Source organism: Geodermatophilus sp. SYSU D00079, assembly GCF_054050635.1.
Map to the genome: position 1 here is coordinate 1 of NZ_JBJGZS010000011.1, position 23,627 is coordinate 23,627.

24 protein-coding genes are annotated in these 23,627 nt (G+C 74.7%); 13 read left to right on the forward strand and 11 right to left on the reverse strand.

The features are described 5' to 3' along the window. Positions 1–127 precede the first annotated feature (127 nt). Positions 128–1,321 (reverse strand): serine hydrolase domain-containing protein, encoded by a 1,194-nt coding sequence (locus tag ACI79E_RS11040; protein WP_456932583.1) that lies wholly within the window; start codon positions 1,319–1,321, stop codon positions 128–130. Positions 1,322–1,379: 58 nt separating this feature from the next. Further along, entirely contained in the window at positions 1,380–3,026 is a 1,647-nt protein-coding gene (locus tag ACI79E_RS11045) for a flavin-containing monooxygenase (RefSeq protein ID WP_456932584.1), read from the reverse strand. Positions 3,027–3,238: 212 nt separating this feature from the next. Here ACI79E_RS11045 and ACI79E_RS11050 point away from each other — a divergent pair, with 212 nt between their 5' ends. Continuing rightward, positions 3,239–5,014 carry a sigma-54-dependent Fis family transcriptional regulator gene (locus tag ACI79E_RS11050; RefSeq protein WP_456932585.1) on the forward strand — a complete coding sequence of 592 codons (1,776 nt, stop codon included), beginning with the start codon at positions 3,239–3,241 and terminating at the stop codon, positions 5,012–5,014. 15 nt (positions 5,015–5,029) lie between these two features. On the opposite strand, the gene ACI79E_RS11055 is transcribed toward ACI79E_RS11050, so the two are convergent. Continuing rightward, positions 5,030–6,889, reverse strand: a complete 1,860-nt coding sequence (locus ACI79E_RS11055; RefSeq protein ID WP_456932586.1) for an ABC transporter ATP-binding protein — start codon at positions 6,887–6,889, stop codon at positions 5,030–5,032. Between the two features lie 69 nt (positions 6,890–6,958). Between ACI79E_RS11055 and ACI79E_RS11060 the strand changes: the two genes are divergently transcribed. The 3 genes from ACI79E_RS11060 to ACI79E_RS11070 all read left to right on the forward strand — a co-directional run bounded on the left by ACI79E_RS11060 (position 6,959) and on the right by ACI79E_RS11070 (position 9,333). Then, positions 6,959–7,375, forward strand: coding sequence for a MarR family winged helix-turn-helix transcriptional regulator (locus ACI79E_RS11060; protein WP_456932587.1), 417 nt, complete (start codon positions 6,959–6,961; stop codon positions 7,373–7,375). 101 nt (positions 7,376–7,476) lie between these two features. Then, complete coding sequence (locus ACI79E_RS11065) at positions 7,477–8,682, forward strand: globin domain-containing protein (RefSeq protein ID WP_456932588.1); 1,206 nt, start codon at positions 7,477–7,479, stop codon at positions 8,680–8,682. A 159-nt stretch (positions 8,683–8,841) separates the two neighbouring features. After that, on the forward strand, positions 8,842–9,333 hold the full coding sequence (locus tag ACI79E_RS11070) for a response regulator (RefSeq protein WP_456932589.1): 492 nt from the start codon (positions 8,842–8,844) through the stop codon (positions 9,331–9,333). Positions 9,334–9,354: 21 nt separating this feature from the next. Here ACI79E_RS11070 and ACI79E_RS11075 read toward each other — a convergent pair whose 3' ends face one another. Continuing rightward, a complete protein-coding gene (locus ACI79E_RS11075) occupies positions 9,355–9,585 on the reverse strand; it encodes a DNA-binding protein (RefSeq protein ID WP_456932590.1) in 231 nt (76 codons plus the stop codon). Between the two features lie 119 nt (positions 9,586–9,704). Between ACI79E_RS11075 and ACI79E_RS11080 the strand changes: the two genes are divergently transcribed. Then, the gene (locus tag ACI79E_RS11080; RefSeq protein ID WP_456932591.1) at positions 9,705–10,139 is read left to right on the forward strand and encodes a DUF1707 SHOCT-like domain-containing protein; all 435 of its coding nucleotides are present in this window, start codon (positions 9,705–9,707) and stop codon (positions 10,137–10,139) included. Here ACI79E_RS11080 and ACI79E_RS11085 read toward each other — a convergent pair. Next, positions 10,130–11,008, reverse strand: a complete 879-nt coding sequence (locus ACI79E_RS11085) for a GGDEF domain-containing protein (protein ID WP_456932592.1) — start codon at positions 11,006–11,008, stop codon at positions 10,130–10,132. The two genes, ACI79E_RS11080 and ACI79E_RS11085, sit on opposite strands and share 10 nt — an antisense overlap. A gap of 175 nt (positions 11,009–11,183) precedes the next feature. Between ACI79E_RS11085 and ACI79E_RS11090 the strand changes: the two genes are divergently transcribed. From ACI79E_RS11090 to ACI79E_RS11100, 3 genes are all read left to right on the forward strand, one after another. Then, positions 11,184–11,354, forward strand: a complete 171-nt coding sequence (locus tag ACI79E_RS11090; RefSeq protein ID WP_456932593.1) for a hypothetical protein — start codon at positions 11,184–11,186, stop codon at positions 11,352–11,354. A gap of 67 nt (positions 11,355–11,421) precedes the next feature. Beyond that, positions 11,422–13,500 (forward strand): hydantoinase/oxoprolinase family protein, encoded by a 2,079-nt coding sequence (locus tag ACI79E_RS11095; RefSeq protein ID WP_456932594.1) that lies wholly within the window; start codon positions 11,422–11,424, stop codon positions 13,498–13,500. After that, entirely contained in the window at positions 13,497–15,401 is a 1,905-nt protein-coding gene (locus tag ACI79E_RS11100) for a hydantoinase B/oxoprolinase family protein (protein WP_456932595.1), read from the forward strand. The genes ACI79E_RS11095 and ACI79E_RS11100 overlap by 4 nt, the downstream gene beginning before the upstream one ends. 65 nt (positions 15,402–15,466) lie before the next feature. Here the strand turns inward: ACI79E_RS11100 and ACI79E_RS11105 are convergent, their stop codons facing one another. Further along, positions 15,467–16,261, reverse strand: coding sequence for a helix-turn-helix domain-containing protein (locus ACI79E_RS11105; RefSeq protein ID WP_456932596.1), 795 nt, complete (start codon positions 16,259–16,261; stop codon positions 15,467–15,469). An 87-nt stretch (positions 16,262–16,348) separates the two neighbouring features. On the opposite strand from ACI79E_RS11105, the gene ACI79E_RS11110 reads away from it, so the two are divergent. Together ACI79E_RS11110 and ACI79E_RS11115 are read left to right on the forward strand one after the other, a co-directional pair. Further along, entirely contained in the window at positions 16,349–16,738 is a 390-nt protein-coding gene (locus tag ACI79E_RS11110; protein WP_456932597.1) for a hypothetical protein, read from the forward strand. 26 nt (positions 16,739–16,764) lie between these two features. Beyond that, a complete protein-coding gene (locus ACI79E_RS11115) occupies positions 16,765–17,133 on the forward strand; it encodes a nuclear transport factor 2 family protein (protein ID WP_456932598.1) in 369 nt (122 codons plus the stop codon). 67 nt (positions 17,134–17,200) lie between these two features. Here ACI79E_RS11115 and ACI79E_RS11120 read toward each other — a convergent pair whose 3' ends face one another. Both ACI79E_RS11120 and ACI79E_RS11125 read right to left on the reverse strand, forming a co-directional pair. Then, complete coding sequence (locus tag ACI79E_RS11120; RefSeq protein WP_456932599.1) at positions 17,201–17,392, reverse strand: hypothetical protein; 192 nt, start codon at positions 17,390–17,392, stop codon at positions 17,201–17,203. A gap of 17 nt (positions 17,393–17,409) precedes the next feature. Next, positions 17,410–17,889 (reverse strand): DnaJ family domain-containing protein, encoded by a 480-nt coding sequence (locus ACI79E_RS11125; RefSeq protein WP_456932600.1) that lies wholly within the window; start codon positions 17,887–17,889, stop codon positions 17,410–17,412. 271 nt (positions 17,890–18,160) lie between these two features. Between ACI79E_RS11125 and ACI79E_RS11130 the strand changes: the two genes are divergently transcribed. From ACI79E_RS11130 to ACI79E_RS11140, 3 genes are read left to right on the forward strand one after another with little or no spacing between them, the layout of a single operon-like run. Further along, complete coding sequence (locus ACI79E_RS11130) at positions 18,161–19,636, forward strand: SulP family inorganic anion transporter (RefSeq protein WP_456932601.1); 1,476 nt, start codon at positions 18,161–18,163, stop codon at positions 19,634–19,636. Next, a complete protein-coding gene (locus ACI79E_RS11135) occupies positions 19,636–20,025 on the forward strand; it encodes a MerR family transcriptional regulator (RefSeq protein ID WP_456932602.1) in 390 nt (129 codons plus the stop codon). Before ACI79E_RS11130 ends, ACI79E_RS11135 begins: the two co-directional genes overlap by 1 nt. A 55-nt stretch (positions 20,026–20,080) precedes the next feature. Then, on the forward strand, positions 20,081–21,169 hold the full coding sequence (locus ACI79E_RS11140) for an ATP-dependent DNA ligase (protein ID WP_456932603.1): 1,089 nt from the start codon (positions 20,081–20,083) through the stop codon (positions 21,167–21,169). Positions 21,170–21,171: 2 nt separating this feature from the next. Here ACI79E_RS11140 and ACI79E_RS11145 read toward each other — a convergent pair whose 3' ends face one another. Genes ACI79E_RS11145 through ACI79E_RS11155 form a run of 3 tightly spaced genes read right to left on the reverse strand, consistent with a single transcriptional unit; the run spans position 21,172 to position 23,564 of the window. Next, positions 21,172–21,696, reverse strand: a complete 525-nt coding sequence (locus ACI79E_RS11145) for a MarR family winged helix-turn-helix transcriptional regulator (protein WP_456932604.1) — start codon at positions 21,694–21,696, stop codon at positions 21,172–21,174. Next, a complete protein-coding gene (locus ACI79E_RS11150; protein ID WP_456932605.1) occupies positions 21,693–22,526 on the reverse strand; it encodes an SDR family oxidoreductase in 834 nt (277 codons plus the stop codon). Before ACI79E_RS11150 ends, ACI79E_RS11145 begins: the two co-directional genes overlap by 4 nt. Before the next feature lie 48 nt (positions 22,527–22,574). Next, positions 22,575–23,564: an anti-sigma factor RsbA family regulatory protein gene (locus tag ACI79E_RS11155; RefSeq protein ID WP_456932606.1), complete on the reverse strand. Its 990-nt coding sequence runs from the start codon at positions 23,562–23,564 to the stop codon at positions 22,575–22,577. Between the last annotated feature and the right edge of the window lie 63 nt (positions 23,565–23,627).

Sequence of the window (23,627 nt, forward strand, 5' to 3'; positions counted from 1 at the left end):
CCACCCCCCAGCGCACCCCGCCCCCCCCCCCCCCCCCCCCCCCCCCCCCCCCCCCCCCCCCCCCCCCCCCCCCCCCCCCCCCCCCCCCCCCCCCCCCCCCCCCCCCCCCCCCCCCCGCGGCGTGTGGTCAGCCCTGCAGCGAGGAGTACAGGGCCGTCTCGAACTCCAGGTAGCCACCGAAGGAGGTGGCGTCCCCGAACGGCAGGACCTGGGTGGCCCAGAAGCCGCCGACCCCGTTGTCCCGGTCGAGCCAGTAGAAGAGGTTGGCCAGGCCCGCCCAGCCGAGCGCACCGGCGGGACGGCCGGTGGGGGCCGGCTCGTCGTTGACCATGAACGGCAGCGACCAGGACTTCGACAGCCCCGGGAAGAACTCCGCGTCGTTGGACAGCGACGGGATGACGCCGGGCAGCATCGTCACCTTGAGGTCCCCGAGGTGGTTCTGCACCGCCATCTGCACGGTCTCCGGCCGGAGAACCGTGCCGGCCTCCCCCCGGCCGTCGTTGAGCCACATGCGGATGAAGCGCATGTAGTCCCCGACCGTGCCGTAGAGGCCGTGACCGCCCATGTGCGCCTCGGGCGGCTGGGGGAGCTCGAAGTCGTCCATCGGCGTGAGCGACCCGTCCTCGCCGCGGGCGTGCATCGTCGCCCGGCGCTGCCGCAGCCGGTCGTCGAGCTCGAAGGACGTGTCGGTCATGCCCAGCGGCTGGAAGATCCGCGCGGCGAAGACGTCGCCGAGCCGCTCGCCGGTGATGCCCTCGACCACCTGACCGGCCCAGTCGATGTTGCTGCCGTACTCCCACCGCTCGCCCGGGTCGAACAGCAGCGGGGTCTGCAGGCAGGCCCTCGTCGCGGTGATGACGCTGGGCTGGCCGTGGTCGGTGGCCAGCCGGTGGTAGTGCTCGTTGAAGAAGTCGTACCCGAAGCCGGCCGTGTGGGTGAGCAGGTGCCTGGTGGTGATCTCCCGCTTCGGAGCGCGGGTCCGGGGCGCGCCGTCGTCGCCGAAGCCGTCGAGCACCTCGAGGTCGCCGATGCCGGGGGCGTAGGTGCGGGCGGGCGCGTCCAGGTCCAGCCGGCCCTCCTCGACCAGCTGCAGGGCCGCCGTCGCCGTGATGGCCTTGGTGGTCGAGAACAGGGCGAAGACCGTGTCGGTGGTCATGGCGACGTCCCCGCCGAGTCGGCGGACCCCGGCCGCCCCCTGGTACAGGTCGCCCTCGCGGTCGGTGGCCATGGCGACCACCCCGGCGACCGGCGCGTCGGCACGGACCACACGGTCGAGGACCTCGTCGGCTGCCTGCGTGAAGCTCTGCGTCGTCTGCGTCATGGCGTTCCTCCGTGGCTCGGTGGGGTGGTGCACCGGGGGCCCGGCGCACCGCAGGGCGTCAGCGGAACTGGAACCCGGGGTAGCCGGCGGCGGCCACCTCGTCGCACTTCTCCCGGTAGGTGCCCACCCCGCCGGTGTAGGACAGCACGCGCCGGGGCTTCCCGGGGACGTTCGCGCCCACGTACCAGGACGACGTCCGGGAGATCAGGTTGGCCGACGCGGTCTCGTCGTGGTGGGCCACCCACGCGTCCTCGGCGTCCGCGGTCGGCTCGACGACGGTCCGGCCCTGGGCCCGCATCGACCGGACGAGGTCGGTGATCCACTCGGTCTGCTGCTGCAGGCAGGTGGTCATGTTGCACAGCGCGGCCGACGGCGCCAGCGGGACGGCGGTGGTGAGCAGGTTCGGGTAGCCGTGGACCATCAGGCCCATCGTGGTGCGGATGTCGCGGCCCCAGTCCTCGGTGAGGGAGCGACCGCCCCGGCCGCGGATGTCGATGCGGGTGAGTGCTCCGGTGCCGGCGTCGAAACCGGTCGCCAGGACGATCACGTCGAGCTCGTGGACGGTGCCGTCCTCCAGCTGCAGCCCCTGCGGGACGACGCGCACGATCGGGTTGTCCCGGACGCCGACCAGCTCGACCTCCGGCCGCAGGTAGACCTCCAGGTAGTCGGTCTCCAGCGGGACCCGGTGGGTGCCGAACCCGTAGTCGGTGGGGACCAGCACGTCGCACAGGTGCGGGTCGTGGCGCAGACGCGCCCGCATCTTCTCCCGGACGAACTCCGAGACCTCCTCGCTGGCCGCCTCGTCGAAGAAGATCTCGGGGAACGAGGCCAGCCACAGCTTCAGCGAGCCGTTGTCGTAGATCTCCTCGAGGAGCTCGCGCCGCTGCTCCGGGGTCAGGTCGCCGTACGAGTGCTCGAAGTCGTACTCGAAGCCGGTGAAGGTGCGCGGGAGGGTCTCGCGCAGCTCCGGGAAGCGCGCCTTGTAGGCGGCGACGTCCTCCGGCCCGAAGCGCGGGTTCTTCATGGGCAGGGCGTACTGCGGTGTGCGGGCGAAGACGGTCAGGTGCCCGGCCCGGCCCGCGATGGTCTGGATGACCTGGATGCCGGTCGCGCCGATGCCGACGACCCCGACCCGCCTGCCCTCGAGCTCGACGCCCTCGGCGGGGTAGCGGGAGGTGTGCACGAGCGTGCCGCGGAAGTCGGCCTGCCCGGGGAACAGGTCGGTCAGTGGCGCGGAGAGCATGCCGGCGCAGGTGACGAGGAACTGGGTGTCGATCGTCTCGCCCCGGTCGGTCTCGACGGTCCACCGGCCGCGCTCCTCGTCGAAGCGGGCGCTGGTCACGGTGGTGGAGAACCGGATGTCACGGCGCAGGTCCAGCCGGTCGGTGACGTAGTGCATCCACTGCTCGATCTCGGGCTGTCCGGGGAAGCGCTGGCTCCAGCTCCAGTCCTTGTACAGGTCCTCGTCGAACAGGTACTGGTAGATGTAGGCCTCGGAGTCGAACCGCGCGCCGGGGTAGCGGTTCCAGAACCACGTCCCGCCCACGTCAGCGGCCGCGTCGTAGGCCCGCACCCGCAGGCCGAGCTCGCGCAGCTGGTGCAACTGGTAGAGGCCGGCCACCCCGGCGCCGATGACCACGGCGTCGAGCTCCTGGACGCCGGTGGTGCCCTCGTCGCGGGCCGCCGTCGCTGTGTCGACGCTCATCTCTGAACTACCTTCCCGTCTGTGGTCTGCGTCACTGCCGCGATGCACATCCCACCGGCGTCCCACCTGGTCGCGGCGTCCCAAGTTGGGACAGTCCGGCCGGGCGGGACGGTGGGTGGGGCACCGCGCGCCGGTGACGGCGGCGCCGGTCCCCGGCGTCCCTGCTCGGACACCGCCCGGCGACGGGCGGACGGGTCTGGCGTGGAGGTGGCATGCACCAGGGTCAGGAGGACCGGCTGCGCGTGGCGGCGGCCCGGGCCGAGTTCCTCGAGCGCGGCCCGGAGGCGGCGGCGGGCGTCCGGGAGCTGGTGACGGCGTCCTGGGTGCGCAGCCAGGACGCCGGCGTGGACGCCGACGAGTACCGGATCACCTTCCACGAGGACGTCGACCTGGACTCCCGGCTGGTCCGGTGCGCCCGGCCGGTCATCGCGCGGCTGGCCGAGGAGATGGTCGACGTCCCGATCGCGATCGCGCTGTCCGACGCACAGGCGCGCATCGTGCACCGGCTGGACTGCTCGACGTCCGTGGGCCGGCTGCTCGACCGGGTCGACTTCACCGCCGGGTTCAGCTTCGCCGAGGGCGGCGTCGGCACCAACGGCATCGGGACCGTCTTCGAGGCCGGGTCCTCGGTCGCCGTCGTGGGCGCGGAGCACTTCACCGAGGCGCTGGTGAAGTTCGCCTGCACGGGAGCGCCGGTGCTCGACCCGGTCACGGGCCGGGTCGAGGGGGTGCTGGACGTCAGCTCGCTGGCCGAGAGCTGGACGCCGCTGATGCACACGCTGGTCCGGCGCGCCGCCGCCGACATCGGGCAGAACCTGCTGCGGGACCGCGGGCACGCCAAGCGGGCGCTGTTCGAGGTGTTCGCCCGGTTCGACGCCCGCCCCCGGCAGGCGGTCATGGCGGTCGGCGGGTCACTGATGGTGAACCAACGGGCGCAGCAGCTGTTCACCGTCGCCGAGCAGTCCGCGATCCACCAGCACGCGCTGTTCCTCATGGACTCCCGTGACCGGGTGCGCGAGACGGTCACCCTCGCCTCCGGCCGCCGGGTGCGGGTGCGCGCGCGGCGCGTCGTCGTCGGCGAGGAGGTCGCCGGCGTCGTGCTGCTGCTCGACGACGACCCCGGCCGCCGGACGCCGCCCGTCCCGGCCCCCCGGGACGCCCCGCACGACGGGGCGCGGCGTCCGGACGACCTCCCTGCCGGCGGCCGGTCGCCGGCGTGGGTGGCGGCGTGCACGCAGGTGGCCGCCGCCCTCGACCGGGGGGACTCCGTGCTGGTCATGGGTGAGCCGGGCACCGGGCGGCGCACGCTGGTCGGCGAGCTGTTCCTCCGGGCCCACCCCTCGGGGACGGTGGTGACCGTGGCGGCCGGGGAGGATCCCGCGGACCTGGACCTCGACCGTGGCGGCGGCGCCACGCTCGTCGTCCTGGGTGACCTCGACCGGCTGGACGCCGCCGCCACCGATCGCGTCGGGGCGTTCCTCGCCTCGCCGGACCGGGGGCGCTCCGTCGTCGCGGCCACGGTGGCCACCGAGGGCGTCGGCGCCGGGCTGCCGTTCCAGGCGCTGCTGGGGCACTTCGACCAGGCGGTGACCGTGCCGCCGCTGCGCTTCCGCGGCGAGGACCTCCCGCTGGTGGTGGCGCGTCTGCTGGCCGACCTGGCCCCCGGCCGGAGGGTCCGGCTGCACCCGGAGACCAGCCGGCTGATCGGCCGCTACGGGTGGCCGGGGAACACCACGCAACTGCGGGAGGCCCTCCGCACGGCCCTGCAGGCCCGGCCGGTGGGGGAGATCCAGCCGGAGGACCTGCCCGGCTTCTGCCGCACCGCCGGCGGTCGCACGCTCACCGCGATCGAGACGGCGGAACGCGACACGATCGTCCGTGCGCTGCAGCGGTGCGGCGGCAACCGGGTGCACGCGGCCGCCTCGCTGGGCATGGCCCGCAGCTCCCTCTACCGGAAGATCCGCAGCTACGCGATCACCGACGTGTGAGGTGTCGCCGGCCGCTCAGGCGGCCAGGGCGACGTCCCGGTCGGCGGCCGCGACCAGCTCGGCGTAGCGGCCGCCGGCGGCCAGCAGCTCCTCGTGGGTGCCGGACTCCACCAGGCGGCCCCCGGCCAGGACGGCGATGCGGTCGGCGTCGCGGATGGTGGACAGCCGGTGGGCGATGGTGATCGTCGTCCGGCCGCGGCTGGCCTCGTCGAGCGCCGCCTGCACGGCCCGCTCGGTCGCGGTGTCCAGCGCGCTGGTCGCCTCGTCGAGCACCAGCACCCGCGGGTCGCGCAGCAGGGTGCGGGCGATGGCCAGCCGCTGCTTCTCCCCGCCGGAGAACCGGTGCCCGCGCGCGCCGACCACGGTGTCGTAGCCGTCGGGCAGGGCGGCGATCACGTCGTGCACCTGCGCGCGGCGGGCGGCGTCGACGATCTCGGCGTCGGTGGCGCCGGGGCGGGCGTGCCGCAGGTTCTCCCGCACCGTCGTGTGCAGCAGGTAGGTCTCCTGGGCCACGACCCCCACGACCTGCGCGAGCGTGGCCAGCGACAGGTCGCGGACGTCGACCCCGTCGATCGTGACGCGCCCGGTGGTCGGGTCGGCCAGCCGCGCGACCAGGGAGGCCAGGGTGCTCTTGCCCGAGCCGGTCTGGCCCACCAGCGCCAGCGTCGAGCCCGCGGGCACGGCCAGGTCGACGCCGTCCAGCGCCGGCCGGTGCCCGTCGGGGTAGGTGTAGGACACGCCCTCGAAGCGCACCTCGCCGCGGACGGCGGCCGGGTCCAGCGGCACGGGGGCGGCTGGGTCGTCGATCTCCACCGGCAGGTCCAGGTACTCGAAGACGCGGCTGAACAGCGCCATCGAGCTGGTCACCGTGACCCCGACGTCCAGCAGCTGCATGAGCGGGCGGAACAGCGCGGCCTGCAGCGTGGTGAAGGCGACCAGCGTGCCGATCGTCATCCCGCCGGAGGTCGCCGGCAGGCCCGCGGCCAGGTAGACCACCGCCGGGATGCCCGCGAAGACGATGCTCATCGTGGCCATCCGCCAGCGGCCGGCCAGCTGGGAGCGCACCTCGAGGCCGACGAGGTCCTCGGAGGTGTCGGCGAACCGCCGCGACTGGGCCGGGCCCGCGCCGAGGGTCTTGCCCAGCAGCACGCCACTGATCGACAGACCCTCCTCCACCTGCGCGTGCAGGTCGGCCAGGCGCCGCTGCCGCTGCGCGGTGACCCGCCGGCGCATCCGCGCCACCCGCCGGGTGAGCAGCACCGCCGGCGGCAGGACGACGAGGGAGAGCAGCGCCAGCCGCCACGACAGCGCCACCATCGCGACGACCGTGCCGATCACGGTGGTGGCGTTGGAGGCCAGCGAGGTGGCGGTCGAGGTCACCACCGACTGCATGCCGGCGATGTCGTTGGTCAGCCGGGACTGCACCTCCCCACCGCGGGTGCGGGTGAAGAAGCCCAGCGACTGGCGTTGCAGGTGGGTGAAGACCGCGGTGCGCAGGCCGTGCATGACCCGCTGCCCGACGGTCGTGGACAGCCACGTCTGCACCACCCCGAGGACGGCGGTGGTGGCGGCGACCGCGAGCATCCCGGCCACCGCCCAGGCCAGCAACCGCACGTCCTGCTGCGGCAGCGCCTCGTCGATGACCAGGCGCACCAGGAACGGCGAGGCCAGCGCCACGGCCGACGCGGCCACGATGAGCACCACCACCGTGGCCACCTGCCAGCGGTACGGCGCGAACAGCGCGGTCACCCGGCGCAGCGGCACCGGGGAGCGCTCCAGCTGGGCCCGGTCGGCAGGGTCGACGGTGCGTCCCGAACGCCCGCCCCCGCCGCCACCCGGCCCTCTCATCCCGTCGTCGACGACGACCACCTCCACCTCGTCCTCGCAGATTACTGAGGTTCCCTCACGATGAGGTAACCGTACGGCACTGGGTACGATTCCCGCGTGCCGGACGACGACGCCTCGCTGGGCGAGCTGCTCATGCGGGCCGCCCGCACCCAGCGGCGGCGCTGGCGGGAGACCCTGGCCCCGTGGGAGCTGCTCCCCCACCACGCCCGCGCGCTGCGCGTCGTCTGCGAGCGCGACGGCGTCCGCCTCTCCGACCTCGCCGAGGCCCTGCACATCGCCCCGCGCTCGGCCACGGAGGTCGCCGACGCCCTGCAGGCCCGCGGGCTGGTCGAGCGCAGCCCCGACCCGACCGACCGGCGGGCCGTCGTCCTGGCGCCGACCCCCACCGGCCGGCAGGTGCAGCGCGAGGTCGCCGCCGCGCGGGCGGCCGACAGCCGCGACCTGTTCGCCCGGCTCGACCCCGCCGACCGGGCGACGCTGGCGCGGATCCTGCGCAGCCTGACCGACGACTGAGGGCACCCCGCGCCCGGATCCATGCGTAACGCACGCCACGGGGGGTTACGGGGTCCGGAGGTGACGCGTCCGTCACGCCAGCTGAGGGGGAGGTAGCCGTCGTGCTGTCCGAGAAGTCCCGGCCCGTCATCGAGGCCACCCTGCCCGTGGTCGGCGAGCACATCGGCGAGATCGCGCAACGCTTCTACGCGCACCTCTTCGGCGAGCACCCGCAGCTGCTCGACGGCGTCTTCAACCGCGGCAACCAGGCCGAGGGCACCCAGCAGCAGGCCCTGGCCGGCTCGGTGGCGGTGTTCGCCAGCGCGCTGGTCAACCACCCCGACCGGCTCCCCGAGCAGCTGCTGAACCGGGTCGCCCACAAGCACGCCTCGCTGGGCATCCGCCCCGACCAGTACCAGGTCGTGCACGACAACCTGTTCTGGGCCATCGCCGACGTCCTCGGCGACGCCGTCACCCCCGAGGTGGCCGCCGCCTGGGACGAGGTCTACTGGCTGATGGCCCGGGCGCTGATCAACCAGGAACGCGGCCTGTACAGCGCGCGCGGCGTCCGGCCGGAGATCGTGTGGCGCGACTGGGAGGTCATCGAGAAGCGGCGGGAGACCGACGACGTCGTCGTCTTCACCGTCAAGCGCATCGACGACCGCCTGGTGAAGACCTCCCTGCCCGGCCAGTACGTCACCGTGCAGGTGCCGGTGCCCGACGGCATCCTGCAACCCCGGCAGTACAGCCTCACCCGCGCCGACGACGGCGAGCACCGCTCGTTCGCGGTGAAGCGGGTGCACGGCGGCGGCAAGCCCGACGGCGAGGTGTCCACCCTGCTGCACGACCACGTCGACGTCGGCGACACCGTCACCATGTCGCTGCCGTTCGGTGACGTCGTGCTCGACGACTCCCGGCCGGCGGTCTTCGCCAGCGCCGGCATCGGCATCACCCCGATGGCCGGGATGATCTCCCACCTCGTCGCGGCCGGCTCGCACCTCGACGTCACCCTGCTGCACGCCGACGTCGACGAGGCCTCGTGGGCGCTGCGCCAGCAGGTGGCCGACGACGTCAAGGCCCTGGCCGACGGGAAGCTGCACGTGTGGTTCGAGCGGGGGGCGGAGTGCAGCACCCCGGTGGACGGCGTGCACGAGGGCCAGGTCGACCTCGCCGAGGTCGACCTGCCCGACGACGCCGTCTACTACCTCTGCGGCCCGCTGCCGTTCATGAAGGCCGTGCGCAACGCCCTCATCGACCGCGGCGTGGCCACCCGCGACATCCAGTACGAGGTCTTCGGCCCCGACCTCTGGCAGGCCGACGCGGAGTGACCCGCCGTCCACCGGAGGGCACCGCGGCCACGCGCGGGTGACGACACCCCCCGGATCCGGGGTGCGACCACCCCACGACAGGGCTGCCGGTGCCGCGCGCGGTCGTCGACGATCGGCGGGCGCTGGTCACCTCCCAGCGGGGGCCGACCAGGGGGATCGATGTCGATCAGGGTGCTCATCGCCGACGACCACGCGCTCATCCGCGACGCGCTCGTCGACCTGTTCTCCGGCACCGACGACATCGAGGTCGTCGGGCAGTGCTCGGACGGCAGCCAGGTCCTCGACGCGGTCGGCCGCACCCGGCCGGACGTGGTGCTGATGGACCTGAAGATGCCCTGCGTCGACGGCATCGAGGCCACCCGGCAGGTCCTCGGCGCGCACCCGGGGGTCCGCGTCGTCGTCCTCACCGGCGCCCTCACCCCGGCCACCGCCCGCGAGGCACGCACCCTGGGCGCGGCCGGCTACCTGCTCAAGGAGGGCGACCCGGGCGACCTCCCGGAGCACGTCAGGGTGGTCGCCGCCGGCGGGTCCGCCTGGAGCCCGGCCGCGCTCGCGGTCGCCGACCAGGGGTGGGACACCGCGGCGCACCCGGACGGGGACCGGACCGACTCGCCCTACGTCCAGGAGAGCCCCGTCCGGTACCGCCGCTGAGCGCCTCCGCCCCGACGCCACTCAGCCGGCGAAGGCGAGGCCCTGCTCGGCCAGGGCCTCGCGGAGACGGGAGACCGCCTTCGGGCCGACGCCGTGCCAGGAGAGCACCTCCCGCTCGCTGAGCGACGTCAGGTCCCCGAGGTCCCGGACGCCGCGGTGCAGGAGCGCACCGGTGGCAGGTGCGCCGATGGACGCCGGCAGCGGCAGCGGCGTCCCCTCGTCCGTGACGTCGTACCCGTTCGTGTCGACCACGAGGATCGGACCGCCCCGACGCCACGGACTCATCGGTGCCGGTGCGCGGCGATCGGCGCCCGACGCGCCGGGGGTCGCCGACCGCGCACCCGGCGGGCCGCGGGTGCCACGATCGGGCCGTGGACGAGCCCGTGCGCCCGGACGAGATGCGCGTCTCCGACCCCGAGCGGGCCGCGGTCCAGGAGCGGCTGCGCCGGGCGGTGGCCGCCGGCCAGCTGGACCTGCACGAGTTCGACGCGCGGGTGCAGACGGTGTGGGCGGCACGCACCCGCGGCGACCTGGCCCGGGTCACCCGCGACCTGCCCGAGCCGCCGCCACCGCCGCCGTCCCCGCCCCCGCTGGGCCGGGTGTTCAGCGACGGCGCCGCCGGCACGACCATGCGGGTCCTGGCCATCATCTGGGCCAGCGTCGTGGCGGTGAACCTGGTGGTGTGGGGCCTGGTCTCGCTCACCACCGCCGAGTTCGTGTACCCGTGGTGGCTGTGGGTCGCCGGCCCCCCGGGTGCGGTCCTCGCGGTGCTCTACGCGGTGGGCATCGGCCGGCCTCAGCGCTGACCGGCGCGGTCGCCGGCCGTGCGCCGGCGCCGGTGGGTCTTGCTGCCGTACATGGCGCGGTCGGCGCGGGCGATGAGGTCGTCGGGGGGTTCGCCGGGCCGGCCCACCGCCGCGCCGACGCTGACCCCGATCGACAGCGACCCGCACGTGGCCTCGAACGGCGCGGCCAGCGCGGTGACCACGTGGCCGGCGAGGGCCCCCACCCGCTCGGGGTCGTCGCCCGGCACGAGCAGGACGAACTCGTCGCCGCCGAAGCGGGCCACGAGCTCCCCCGGGCGCACCAGCTGCGCCAGCCGGGCCGCGACCTCGCTGAGCACGCGGTCACCCACCCCGTGCCCGTGGTCGTCGTTGACCAGCTTGAACCGGTCCAGGTCGCAGAAGAGCACCGTGCAGCCGGCCCCGTCGACCGGGTCCAGGTGCCGGCGGAGGCTGTCGAAGAGCGCGCCGCGGTGCGGGATGCCGGTCAGCCGGTCGGTCTCGGCCCGCTCGTGCAGCCGGGCCTCCCGCTGCCGCTGGTCGGTGACGTCGATGCCGAGGGTGGCCACGGCGTAGGGGCGACCGGAGCAGTCGCGCAGCACGTCGTTGTGCATGGCCACCCGTCGCCGGCCGCCGTCCCCGGTCAGCCAGTCGGCCTCCTGGGGGTGCGCCGTGCCGGTGGCGATCGCCCGGGTGATGGCGTCCCTGGCCAGCTCGACGTGCTCGGGCAGGACCCACACCTCCCAGAAGAAGCGGCCCAGCAGCTCCTCGGCCGAGCGGCCGGTGAACCGCTGGACCGCCGGGTTGGCGAGCAGGATCCGGCCGTCGGCGGCGATCACGGTCAGCAGCGCGCCCGTCGCGGCGACGAACGCCTCGGACAGGGAGGGCTCCACCCGACCGCCTCCTCGTCGCGCCCCCCGGCGCGGTCCCGGCATGAGACCACGATCACACTCCCGCCGCCACCGTCCGCGCACGGGTCGTCGTCCGGGCCCCCGTGAGGCCACGATGGGTGCACGAACCGCGCGGGGGACGGGTACCCGCCCGCCGAGCCCGACCGAGGGAGCTGCCATGACCGGCCCTGACGACGCCTTCCTGGCACCGGACGACGCGTTGTACGACGGCGACGAGGACGCCGCCCCGGGCACCGACGACGTCGAGCGCCCGGGCCCGGCCGTTCCCCCGCGCGAGGACGAGGGCGAGGACCCCGGGCGGGCGGCCGGCCCGGTCGAGGGCGGCTGACACCGGCCGCCGGCGACTTCCGGCCGCACCTTCCGCCCAGCGGTATCTCAGCGCTAAGGTATCGGCCATGAGTGCGCCACCCCGCCGGGTCCGCATCGGCATCGACACCGGGGGGACGTTCACCGACGTCGTCGCGGTGGACGAGGAGACCGGTCAGACCACCACCACCAAGACGCCGTCCACGCCCGCCGACCCCGCCGAGGGCTTCCTCACCGGCGTCCGCAAGGTGCTGGACCTGATGGGCCTGTCCGGCGAGGCGGTCACCGCCGTCAGCCACGGGACGACGGTCGCCACCAACCAGCTGCTCGAGGGCAAGCTCGACCGGATCGGGTTCATCACCACCGAGGGCTACGAGTCGGTGCTGGAGATCGCCCGCCAGTCGGTGCCCGACGGCTACGGCAACAGCTACTTCTGGGTCAAGCCGCCGCGGATCGTGCCCGCCGACCTGGTGCGCACGGTGCGCGGCCGCCTGGACCACAGGGGCGAGGAGGTCCGGCCCTTCGACGAGGACGACGCCCGCGCCGCGGCCCGCTTCTTCCGGGACGCCGGCATCACCACCCTCGGCGTCTGCTTCCTGCACGCCTACGCGGACGACGCCCACGAGCGCCGCATGCTCGAGGTCATCCGCGAGGAGCACCCCGGCGCCGTGGTCTCGCTGTCCAGCCAGGTGCTGCGCGAGTACCGGGAGTACGAGCGCTCGGTCACCACGCTGGTGGACGCCGCGGTCAAGCCCAAGGTGGGCGCGTACGTCACCAACATCCGCACCCGCCTGGACGAGATCGCCCCGGACGTGCCGTTCTACGTCATGAAGAGCAACGGCGGCGTGCTGTCCGCCGGCGAGGTCGTGCACCAGCCGATCACCACGATGCTGTCCGGCCCCGCGGCCGGCGCCCTCGGCGCGGCGCTCATCGCGGGCACCGCCGGCTTCGACCGGGTGCTGACCTGCGACGGCGGCGGCACCTCCACCGACGTCACGGTGGTCATCGACGGGGAGCCGACGCTCACCACCGAGGGCTCGGTCGGCGAGTACCCGTCGAAGATCCCGATGATCGACGTCGTCACCGTGGGGGCCGGCGGCGGCTCGATCGCCTGGCTCTCCCCCGAGGGGACGCTCAAGGTCGGCCCCAAGTCCGCCGGCGCCGACCCGGGCCCCATGTGCTACCCGAGCGGCGGCGACCAGCCGACCGTGACCGACGCGCACGTCGTCCTCGGCCGGATCCCCCCGCACCTGCTGGGCGGTGAGATCCCGCTGTCGGTGGACGCCGCCCGCGACGGGCTCGAGCAGCTGGGCGGGAAGCTGGACCTGTCGCTGGAGAAGACCGCCACCGGCATCCTCGAGATCTCCGCGTGGAACCAGGCCAACGCGCTGCGCCAGGTGACCGTCGCCCGCGGCCTCGACGTCCGCGACTTCACGCTCACCACGTTCGGCGGCTCCGGCTCGCTGCTGGCCTGCCGGCTCATGGACATCCTCAACCTGCCGCGCACCCTCGTGCCGCCGAACCCGGGCAACGTCAGCGCGTTCGGGCTGCTCACCGTCGACGTCCGCAACGACTACGTGCAGACCGTGGTCAGCCGGCACACCGACCTGGACCTCGGCCGCGTGCAGGCGGTCTACGCCGACCTGGAGGGCCAGGCCCAGGTGGCGCTGGACGGGGAGGGCTTCACCCGCGACCAGCAGCGGATGCAGCGCACCGCCGACCTGCGCTACGTCGGGCAGGCGTTCGAGGTGCGCGTCCCGGTGGCCGACGGCGAGCTGGACGCCGCCGCGGCCGAGGCGGTCGCGCAGGCCTTCCACGCCGCCCACCGCCAGCTCTACGGCTACGACTTCGCCGACGACCCGCGCCAGGCCGTGGAGTGGGTGAACCTCCGGGTGAGCGGCATCGGCCCGATCCGCCGCCCGGACATGGTCGAGCTCGCCGCGAAGGACGGCGGGACGGACCGTGCCGTCACCGGCTCGCGGCGGGTGTTCTTCGACGACTGGGTCGACACCCCGACCTACAACCGGCCCGACCTCGGCCCGGGCGACGTCGTGACCGGCCCGGCGATCATCGAGGAGTTCGGCTCGACGGTGCCCGTGCACCCGGGCTTCCTCGCCACCGTCGACACCCACGGCAACCTGCTGCTCACGAAGGAGTCGAACCGATGACCGGCCACAGTGGCCACAATGGCCGTAGCGGGACGCTCACGGACGGCAAGGTCGCCGCCGACCCGGTGCTCGTCGAGATCGTGGCCGGCACCCTGGCCGCGATCGAGAAGGAGGTCGAGACCTCCATCGGGCGCACCTCGCGGTCGCCGATGATCCGCGACGCCCACGACTTCCGCGCCGGCATCCACGACCGCCAGCTGCGCAAGCTCACCGGCCGCTCGTACTCAGCGCTCGTGCACCCGGTGGTGCGCGACTACCCGATCGACGAGATGAACGTCGGCGACGTCTTCTTCCACAACGACGTCTACCTGTCCGAGGGGGGCATCGGCCACCTGCCCGACCTGTGCGTCACCGTGCCGGTGTTCGCCGAGGTCGACGGGCGCGCGCAGGTCGTCGCCTTCATCCAGGCGTTCGGCCACCACGACGACATCGGCGGCGCGGTGCCCGGCTCGATGCCGTCGGCGGCGACCAGCGTGTACGAGGAGGGGCTGATGGTCCCCCCGATCAAGCTGTGGGACCGCGGCGTGCCCAACGAGAGCGCGCTGAAGATCATGACGCGCAACTCGCGGATGCCCGACTCGCTGGCCGCCGACCTCGACGCCGAGTGCTCGGCCTGCCTGGCCGGTGCCCGCCGGCTCGGGGAGCTGTTCGACCGGTACGGGGTCGAGGCGGTCGAGGCCTGCTTCGACGCGATCCTGGCCAACTCCACCGAGGTGTACCGGCGGGAGATCCTGTCGCAGATCCCCGACGGCACCTACGTCTGGGAGGACTACGCCGAGCACGACGGCGTGGAGGAGCCCCAGCTGCACCGCCAGCGGATCACGCTGACCATGGACTCCTCGAAGGAGACCCCGCTGGTCATCGACTTCACCGGGACCGGTCCGCAGGCCAAGGGCCCCATCAACCACTGCGGTGACTACGCCGACGGCAACTTCCTCAAGAAGTGGCTCGCGCCGATCCTGCGCAACCTGGCCGAGACGCCCGAGCGCATGGCCGAGCTGGACGTCAACGAGGGCGTCGTCCCGCTGATCGAGATGCGGTTCCCGGAGAAGGGCACGCTGCTCACGCCGATCTTCCCGGCGCCCACCAACGCCCGGACCTTCGTCATCCTGCGGCTGCTCGGCGTCCTCGCCGGGGTGCTGGCCAAGGCCACCGGCGGCCGGATGCCCGCCGACCAGGAGACGATCCGCTACACCGGCGTCTACGGCACGGACTCCGACGGCCAGCCCTACCTCATGCGCGAGGTGCTGGGCGGCGGCTCGGGCGGGCGCTACTACGCCGACGGCGAGGACACCATCCACGTCGTCCCGGACTCGCGGAACCTGCCCACGGAGTTCACCGAGGGCCGCTTCCCGCTGCGGGTGGAGCGGCTCGGGCTGGCGGTGGACTCCGGCGGCCCCGGCCGCTACCGCGGTGGCTGCGGGTACGAGAAGCACATCCGGGTGCTCCGCGACGCGCACTTCATGTCGATCGCCGACCGCTCGATCCTCGCCTGCTGGGGGGTCAAGGGCGGCAAGGCCGGCCGGCCGTTCCAGATCACCGTCGACCCGGGCGGCCCCGACGAGCACGAGGTCGACGCGCTCGCCGACGCCGAGCCGCTCAAGGCCGGCACCGTGGTCCGCATCCGGACGACGGGCGGCGGCGGCTGGGGCGACCCGCTGGAGCGTCCCGTGGAGGAGGTCCTGCGGGACATCGCCTGGCGCAAGGTGTCGGTGACCGGCGCCCGGGAGGACTACGGCGTGGTCGTGCGCGAGGACGGCACCGCCGACGAGGCCGCGACCACGGCGCTGCGCGACGAGCTGCGGGCCGCCCGCACCGGCGAGGAGCCGTTCTTCGACCGCGGCCCGGGCTACGCCACCCTCTCCGGCGGCGCGGCGTTCAACGAGTTCGACGTCCTGTAGGGGTCCCTCCCGGCGTGCTCGTGCTCTGCCCACCCCGGTGGGCAGAGCACGAGCGCCGCGGGGGGTCAGGGGCCGGTCGGTGCGGACCGCGCTCGCAGCACCTCGGCGGTGTGCGCGTCGGCGGGCAGGAACGCCTCGACCGACAGCTCCGCCGCGGTGAGGTCCACCGCCGTGCCGAACGTGGTCACGGTGCTGAGGAAGGACAGGACGTCGTCCCCGGACCGGATCCGCAGCGGGACGGCGATCCCGTCCGGTGGCCGCCGGTCGGACCCACCGGGCAGCGCCGCCAGCTCCCGGTGCAGCGCGGCCAGCCCCGGATCGGCGGTCAGGTGCGCCTCGCGGGCCAGCCGGGTCAGCAGGGCGGTGCGCCACTGCGGCAGGTTCAGGATCCGCGGCGCCAGACCGCGCGGGTGCAGGCCCAGCCGCAGCACGTTCACCGGCGGCTCCAGCAGCGCGGGCTCGGCGCCCTCGGTGAGCAGCGCGAGGCTGCGGTTGCCGGCCACCAGCTGCCAGGCCCGGTCCACGACCACGGCCGGGTAGGGCTCGTAGGCGGCCAGCACGTGGTCCAGCGCCGTCCGGACGGCGGACATGTCGGGGTCCTCCAGCCGCCGGCGCCCGTAGACCGGGGCGTACCCGGCCGCCAGCAGCAGCTCGTTGCGCTCCCGCAGCGGCACCTCCAGCTGCTCGGCGAGGTGCAGCACCATCTCCCGGCTGGGCCGCGCCCGGCCGGTCTCCACGAAGCTCAGGTGGCGGGCGGAGACGCCGGCGTCGCTGGCGAGGTCCAGCTGGCTGAGCCGACGCCGCTGCCGCCAGTCGCGCAGCAGGGCGCCCACGGGGGTCCGGGTCTCCACGGCCGTCATGCCCGGGACGCTAGTGACGGACGTCCCCGGCGTCGCCTACCTCGGAGGTAATCGACCCGCCCCCGCGGCGCGGCCACGGTGGTCCCCATGACCACCACCACCCGCCCCGCACCTCCGTCCCTGCTCCGGCCGGCGCTGCGACTCGACGCCGTCGTCACCGGGCTCAACGGCGCGGCGTACGTCCTCGCCGCGTCCCCCCTCGCCGGGCTCCTCGGCCTGCCCTCCGACTGGCTGCGCGGCGCCGGCGTCTTCCTGCTGGCGTTCACCGTCGCCGTGGGCTCCGTCGCGGCCCGCCCGGTGCCCTCCGCCGTCCGGGCCGTCGTCGCGGCCAACGCGATCTGGGCGGCCGGCTCGGTCGCCGTCGTGCTCGCCGGCACCGGCACGCCCACCACCACCGGCGTCGTCTGGCTGCTCCTCCAGGCCGTCGTCGTCGCCGCCTTCGCCGTGCTGCAGGCCGCCGGCCTGCGCCGTTCCTGAGCCGGACCGAGTCGAGGAGATCCGACATGACCGCCACCCCGCAGCTCGCCGAGCGCTACCTGGCCGCCTGGAACGCCACCGACCCCGCCGCCCGCCGCGCCGCGGTCGCCGAGGTGTTCACCGAGGACGCCCGCTACACCGACCCGCTGGCCGACGTGACCGGGCACGCGGAGATCGAGGCGACCATCGCCGCCGTCCAGGGCCAGTTCCCCGGCTTCGTGTTCCGCCTCGCCGGCCCGGTGGACGCCCACCACGACCAGCTCCGTTTCACGTGGATCCTCGGACCGGAGGGGCAGGACGCCCCGATCGCCGGCTTCGACGTCGCGGTGACCGACGGCGACGGCCGGATCCGGACGGTGCTGGGCTTCCTCGACCGGGTGCCCACTGCCGCCTGACCGCCCGCCGGGACCGGTGGTCCCGCCCGCCTCCACCCGGGGCGGCGGGGTCGCCGGTCCCGTCGTGTCAGGCCTCCTCGACCCGCCAGGTGCCCACCGGGGTGTAGGCGCTGTCGTAGAGGTCCTGGCGGGCGCCGGGCTCCAGCGTCACCTGCCCCATGCTCCCGCCCCAGTAGCGCAGGATCCGGCCCAGCTCCGCGGCCCGGTCGTCGCCGGCGAGGGCGCCGGCGTCGAGGTCCACCTCGAGGATGAATCGCATGCGTCGATCCTGGCCGGTCAGGCCCCGCGCCGGTGCCACCAGCGGCGGCGCACCGCCGGGGGCGCCGGCTCGGGCGGCGGCGCCGGCGGAGGACGGGTGGCCCGCCAGTGCGCGACCAGCGCGTCGACGTCGGCCAGGCCGGGGACCGGCGCCCACCGGCTCTCCTGCGGACGACGCCAGAAGGCCTGGACGCGGGCGTTGTAGTCCTCGGCCAGGGCGCGGACGGCGTCCTCGGACCCCAGGCCCCCGACGCGGGCCGGCAGCTCGTCGCGCTCCCTGCGCAACGCCAGCCCCGGCGGCAGCATCGCGCCGGTGTCCACGCCCTCCCGGCGGGCCTTGGCCACCGCCCAGTCGTAGGCGGTCTCCTCGCGGTCCCGGCGGGGCAGCGGCTTGCCGGCACCGGCCAGACCCTCGAAGTCGCCCCGGGCCAGGCCCTGGCTGATCTGCGACTCCACCCAGGTCTGGAACGACATCCCGGTCGGCTTGCGCTCGGTCATCTCCCCCATGGTCCCCCGGGCGGGGCGACCGGTCACCTCCTCCGGGGTGAGGCGGGGGCAGGGCGAGGACGCCTGCGTGCTGCTCGAGGTGGACCGGGCCGGCGCCGCGCCGACGTGAGCGAGGACGCAGCACCCTCCTCTCACGTAACCGGAGAGTTCCCGTAGGCTGGACGGCGACTCGGCGCCCGGGGAGTGAGCCCGCGGCGCGCCCGCTCCCCGCCCTTCCCCGCCGCTGAGCCCGGCGGACGGCGCACGACCCGAGATCGGTGGCATGTCCTCCCTGCGCACCCCCCACCTGACGCGCCCCGCCTGGCTGTCGCCCACGGTCGCCCGCACCGAGGTGCTGGCCGGCCTCGTGGTCGCCCTCGCGCTGATCCCCGAGGCGATCAGCTTCTCGATCCTCGCCGGGGTCGACCCCCGGGTGGGGCTGTTCGCCTCGTTCACCATGGCCGTCGTCATCGCCTTCACCGGCGGCCGCCCGGCGATGATCAGCGCCGCCACCGGCGCGATCGCCCTGGTGATCGCCCCGCTGGTGGCGTCGCACGGCCTGCAGTACCTGATCGCCGCGGTGGTCCTGGGCGGGGTCCTGCAGATCCTGCTGGCCGCGGCCGGGGTGGCGCGGCTGATGCGGTTCGTCCCGCGCAGCGTGATGGTCGGCTTCGTCAACGCGCTGGCGATCCTGATCTTCAGCGCGCAGATCACGCACCTGGTCGACGTGCCCTGGCTGGTCTACCCGATGGTGGCGGCGGGGCTGGCGATCATCTTCCTGTTCCCGCGGCTCACCACAGCGGTCCCGGCGCCGCTGGTGGCGATCGTGGTGCTCACGGTGATGACCGTGGTCGCCGGCCTGGACGTGCCCGACGTCGGCGACGAGGGCGCGCTGCCCGACAGTCTCCCGTCGCTGGTGTTCCCCGACGTCCCGCTGACCTGGGAGACGCTGCGGGTCCTCGCGCCCTACGCCCTCGGCATCGCCTTCGTCGGGCTGATGGAGTCGCTGATGACCGCGAAGCTGGTCGACGACATCACCGACACCCACTCGGACAAGACCCGCGAGTCGTGGGGCCAGGGCGTCGCCAACGTCGTCACCGGCTTCTTCGGCGGCATGGGCGGCTGCGCCATGATCGGCCAGACGATGATCAACGTGAAGTCGGCCGGCGCCCGCACCCGGTTGTCCACCTTCCTGGCCGGGGTCTTCCTGCTGGTCCTGGTGGTGGCGCTCGGCGACGTCGTCGCCGTCATCCCCATGGCCGCGCTGGTCGCCGTGATGGTCTTCGTGTCGATCGCGACCTTCGACTGGCACAGCCTGCAGACGATCCACCGGATGCCCAAGAGCGAGACCACCGTGATGCTCACGACCGTCGCAGGCACCCTGCTCACCCACAACCTCGCCATCGGTGTGGGCGTCGGCGTCCTCGTGGCCTGCGTGCTCTTCGCCCGGCGCATCGCCCACCTCGTCGACGTCACCCGTGTCGTCGACGACGGGACCGCGCGCTACTCCGTCGACGGGGCGCTGTTCTTCGCCTCCAGCAACGACCTCTACACGCAGTTCGAGTACGCCGACGACCCGGCGCGCGTGGTCATCGACCTGTCGCGGGCCCACGTCTGGGACGCCTCCACGGTCGCGACGCTCGACGCGATCACGCACAAGTACGAGACCCGCGGCAAGCGCGTCGAGATCGTCGGACTGCAGGGCCACTCCGCGGACCGCTTCGACCGGCACACCGGCCGGCTCAGCGGGGCGCACTGATGGCGCCGCGACTCGTGCAGATCGGGCAGGTGGCCGAGCGCACCGGCCTGAGCCTGCGCACCATCCGCTTCTACGAGGAGGCCGGGCTGGTCGTGCCGACTAGCCGCAGCGAGGGCGGCTTCCGGCTCTACAGCGACGACGACGTCGCCCGCCTCGAGGTCGTCAAGCGGATGAAGCCGCTCGGGTTCTCCCTGGAGGAGATGCGCGAGCTGCTCACGCTGCTCGCCGACCTCGCAGCCGCCGGACCGGACCGCAGCCGGCTGGTCGACCGGCTGCGGGTGTTCCACGAGGCCGCCCGGGTGCGGGTGGACGCGCTGCGCGCCGAGCTCGCCGTCGCCGAGGACTTCGCCGGCACCCTCGCCGACCGCCTGGCGGCCGAGCGGAGCTGAGCCGTCACCCGACCCGGCAGCCGGGGCGTGCGTCCCGCCGGCGTCCTCGCGGAGGGTGGCGACCCGCCACGAACGGGTGAAGGCGCAGTTCAGCGCGCTCCGCGGCGGCTCCCGACGCCTCAGGCTGGCCGACGTGCCGCTGTCCGTGCCCGGGTTGCCCGACGTGCCGCCCGAGCTCGCCGGGCCGGTCGTGGTGGAGCTGGCCAAGCCGGTCCGGGACCTCCCGCGGCCCGACGCGCTGCCCGGCGGCGTCCTCTACGAGCCCAAGTGGGACGGCTACCGGCTGGTCGTCGTCCGCACCGGCGGCAGCACCCGGGTGTGGTCCAAGCAGGGCCGCGACCTCACCGACCGCTTCCCGGACGTCGTCGCCGCCGCCGTCGCCCAGGTGCCACCCGGCACCGTGGTCGACGGCGAGGTGGTCGTCTGGAACGGCACCCGGCTGGACTTCGGCCTGCTGCAGCGCCGGCTGGTGACCCCGCCGGGCCGCATCGGCGCCCTCGTCGCCACCGCCCCCGCCTCCTACGTCGCCTTCGACCTGCTCGCCCTCGGCGGTGCCGACCTGCGCCCGCGCCGGCTGCGCGAGCGGCGCGCGGCGCTGGAGGAGGTCGCGGCGCGCTGGGCGCCCCCGATGCAGCTCTCCCCCGTCACCACCGACCCCGCCGAGGCCCGGCAGTGGTCGGCCGACTGGCGCGTCGCCGGCGTCGAGGGGCTGGTCGCCAAGGGCGCCGGCACCCGCTACGCCCCGGGCCGTCGCGAGTGGGTGAAGGTGAAGTCCTGGGAGACCACGGAGGTGCTCGCCGGCGGTGTCATCGGCCCCCTCGAGCGGCCCAGCCAGCTGGTGGCCGGCCGCTACCGGGACGGCGAGCTGGTCGTGGTCGGCCGCACCAGCCCGCTGTCCCCCGCCCACGCCGCCGAGCTCGCCGCGGTGCTGCGGCCGGCCGCGGACGACCACCCCTGGCCGGACCGCATCGGCACCGGCCGCTTCGGCGGCGGACGGCTGTCGGTGCCGCTCACCCGGGTGCGGCCCGACGTCGTCGTCGAGGTCAGCGCGGACGCCGCGCTGCAGGCCGGCGTCTTCCGCCACCCGCTGCGCTTCGTGCGGGTGCGCGCGGACCTGCACCCGGAGGACGTCCCCGGGATCTGACGTCAGGGCTGCTGCGGTGTGCGGCCCAGGGCGACCAGCAGGCGGCGCAGCAGGTCGGCCAGCAGCGCGCGGTCGCCGCCGGAGAGCCCCTCGAGCAGCCGGCGCTCGGTCTCCAGGTGGTCGGGCAGGGCGGCGTCCAGCGCGGCACGGCCGGCCTCGGTCAGCGTGACGACGACGGCCCGCCCGTCGGCCTCGCTGCGTTCCCGCGTGATCAGGCCCTTCTCCTCGAGCCGGTCCAGCCGCTGGGTGATCGCCCCGGAGGTGACCAGCGCGGTGCGCATCAGCGCGGTCGGCGTGAGCTGGTAGGGCGCGCCGGCCCGGCGCAGGGCGGCCAGCACGTCGAAGGACGGCGCGTCCAGCCCGTGCCGGGCGAAGGTGGCCCGCTGGGCGAGGAAGACCTCCCGCTGCAGCTGGGTGATCCGGCCGATCACGCCCATCGGGGTGCAGTCGAGGTCGGGGCGCTCCCGGGCCCACTGGGTGAGGATCAGGTCGACGGCGTCCTCCGCCGGGCGACCGTCGGCGCTCATGCCGGCAGGGCCACGTCGGCCAGGTGGTCGGCGTAGCTGCGCGGTGGGCGGCCGAGCAGGGCGGTCAGCACCCGCGGGCTGCCGGTGAAGCCGTGCGCCCGGTAGTGGTCGAACATCAGCCGGCGGCAGCGCCCGGCGTAGGCCTCCGGCACCGCGCCCCGGGGGACGACGTCCTCGGCGACCACCTCGCGCCCGAGCCGCTCCCCGATCAGCTCGGCGATCCGGGGCGCGGTCAGGGCCTCGGGCCCGACCGCCTCGAAGGTGCCGCCGTCCAGCCCGTCCTCGGTGAGGAGCACGGCGGCGGCCTGGGCGACGTCGGCGAGGTCGACCAGCGACTGCCCCGTGCGCAGCCCCCACGTGCTGCGCAGCCGGCCGGTGCGCGCCGCCTCGGCCACCTGCTCGTCCAGGTTCTGGGCGTAGGCGCACGGCTGCAGGACCCGCCAGGCCAGGCCGGCGGTGTCCAGGGCCTGCTCGACGCGGTCCTTGGCGGCGTGGTGGGGCATCGCGCGCGCCTGCGGCCGCAGCACCGAGTGGTAGACCACGCGGGGGACGCCGGCCCGCCGCGCCTCGCCGAACAGCGCCTGGGCCCCCTCGGCCTCGTCGGGGTCGAAGTTGGGCCAGATGAGGTACAGGGCGTCGGCCCCGGCGAGGACGTCGGCCCACGGCAGCGGCTGGGTGAGCTCGGCGACGACCACCTCGGCCCCCAGGGCGTCGAGCTCGGGGCGTGGGCGGGGCCGGGAGACCACCGCGCGCACCTGCTCGCCCCGGTCGCGGAGGGCACGGACGACGGCGGTGCCGGTCTGCCCGCCCGCCGCCGTCACCACGATCACACCGGTACCTCAGCAGTGAGGTATCCCGGCGTCAAGCCCCGGGCACCCTCAGTGCAACCGGGTGCTGAGGCGGACGGTGAACCCCGCCGGGCCGGGCAGCAGGTCGACGGCGTCCCACAGCTTGCGGGCCAGCCACAGGCCCATCCCGCCGAGGCCGAGGTCGTCGCCGTGGGCGGGCTGGAAACCGGCCAGCGGGTCGTCGAACCGGTCCCCGGCGTCGGTGATGGCGCACACGATGCGGCGGTCGTCGCCCCAGACCCGTGCCGAGACCGGCCGCCGGCCGTGCCGGAACGCGTTGGCGGCGATCTCGCTGGTGGCCAGGTGGAGGTCCGCGCGCTGCTCGGCGTCGGGGACGGCGTCGGCGAGCACGTCGCCGATGCGGTGGCGCAGCCCGGCGAGGGTGGGGGCGTCGTCGACCGCGAGCAGCGGCGGGAGGTCCTCGACCGGCTCGCGGGGCACGGGCAGGCCCGCGATGTAGGCCGCCGGCTCCTGGAAGGCCGGGTTGGGGGTCCAGGTCCCCCCACTCACCAGCGAGTCGTGGGTGGCCGCGGCGCTGTCGACCACGGGGCGCGGCAGCCGTCGCCGGTCGTAGAGGCACACCGCGGAGATCGGGCTGTCCTGCAGCACCCGGTTGCACGCCGCCTCGAACCGCTGCCCCTCGCGCCAGTCCGCCGGGTCGTCGCCGAAGTCGACCTCGGAGAGGACGCGCAGCCGGCCCGACGGGTGCTCCGCCGCGCGCGCCGCGAGGGTCCGGAGGGCGCCCATGGCATCGGGGGCGCGCGCTCCCAGCAGGCTCAACCCGGGGTCACTGGTCAGGGCCGCGCCGCGCTCGCCCAGCGCGTCGCAGACGAGGGCCACGGTCTCCGGCGGGCAGGCCAGCCCGACCAGGTCGCCGGCACGCAGGCCCTCCTCGAGGAACGGCAGGGCGATCGCGAGCAGGTCGGCCGGGCTGTCCACGACCCCGGCCGCGTGCCGGAGCCCGACCCCGGGGTCGACGGAGCCGCGCGGCGCGATGCGCTCGTGTGCCCCTGGGTGCACGGTCCCCGACCTCTTCCTGGCCGGGTCGCTCCGGCCGACAGCTCCGACATCCTGGTACACGCA

What these genes read in the sequence shown, in the direction of transcription:
- ACI79E_RS11040 (WP_456932583.1), bottom strand. Translation starts at nt 1,321, where the DNA reads ATGACGCAGACGACGCAGAGCTTCACGCAGGCAGCCGACGAGGTCCTC.
- ACI79E_RS11045 (WP_456932584.1), bottom strand. Translation starts at nt 3,026, where the DNA reads ATGAGCGTCGACACAGCGACGGCGGCCCGCGACGAGGGCACCACCGGC.
- ACI79E_RS11050 (WP_456932585.1), top strand. Translation starts at nt 3,239, where the DNA reads ATGCACCAGGGTCAGGAGGACCGGCTGCGCGTGGCGGCGGCCCGGGCC.
- ACI79E_RS11070 (WP_456932589.1), top strand. Translation starts at nt 8,842, where the DNA reads ATGTCGATCAGGGTGCTCATCGCCGACGACCACGCGCTCATCCGCGAC.
- ACI79E_RS11090 (WP_456932593.1), top strand. Translation starts at nt 11,184, where the DNA reads ATGACCGGCCCTGACGACGCCTTCCTGGCACCGGACGACGCGTTGTAC.
- ACI79E_RS11095 (WP_456932594.1), top strand. Translation starts at nt 11,422, where the DNA reads ATGAGTGCGCCACCCCGCCGGGTCCGCATCGGCATCGACACCGGGGGG.
- ACI79E_RS11100 (WP_456932595.1), top strand. Translation starts at nt 13,497, where the DNA reads ATGACCGGCCACAGTGGCCACAATGGCCGTAGCGGGACGCTCACGGAC.
- ACI79E_RS11105 (WP_456932596.1), bottom strand. Translation starts at nt 16,261, where the DNA reads ATGACGGCCGTGGAGACCCGGACCCCCGTGGGCGCCCTGCTGCGCGAC.
- ACI79E_RS11110 (WP_456932597.1), top strand. Translation starts at nt 16,349, where the DNA reads ATGACCACCACCACCCGCCCCGCACCTCCGTCCCTGCTCCGGCCGGCG.
- ACI79E_RS11115 (WP_456932598.1), top strand. Translation starts at nt 16,765, where the DNA reads ATGACCGCCACCCCGCAGCTCGCCGAGCGCTACCTGGCCGCCTGGAAC.
- ACI79E_RS11120 (WP_456932599.1), bottom strand. Translation starts at nt 17,392, where the DNA reads ATGCGATTCATCCTCGAGGTGGACCTCGACGCCGGCGCCCTCGCCGGC.
- ACI79E_RS11125 (WP_456932600.1), bottom strand. Translation starts at nt 17,889, where the DNA reads ATGACCGAGCGCAAGCCGACCGGGATGTCGTTCCAGACCTGGGTGGAG.
- ACI79E_RS11130 (WP_456932601.1), top strand. Translation starts at nt 18,161, where the DNA reads ATGTCCTCCCTGCGCACCCCCCACCTGACGCGCCCCGCCTGGCTGTCG.
- ACI79E_RS11135 (WP_456932602.1), top strand. Translation starts at nt 19,636, where the DNA reads ATGGCGCCGCGACTCGTGCAGATCGGGCAGGTGGCCGAGCGCACCGGC.
- ACI79E_RS11145 (WP_456932604.1), bottom strand. Translation starts at nt 21,696, where the DNA reads ATGAGCGCCGACGGTCGCCCGGCGGAGGACGCCGTCGACCTGATCCTC.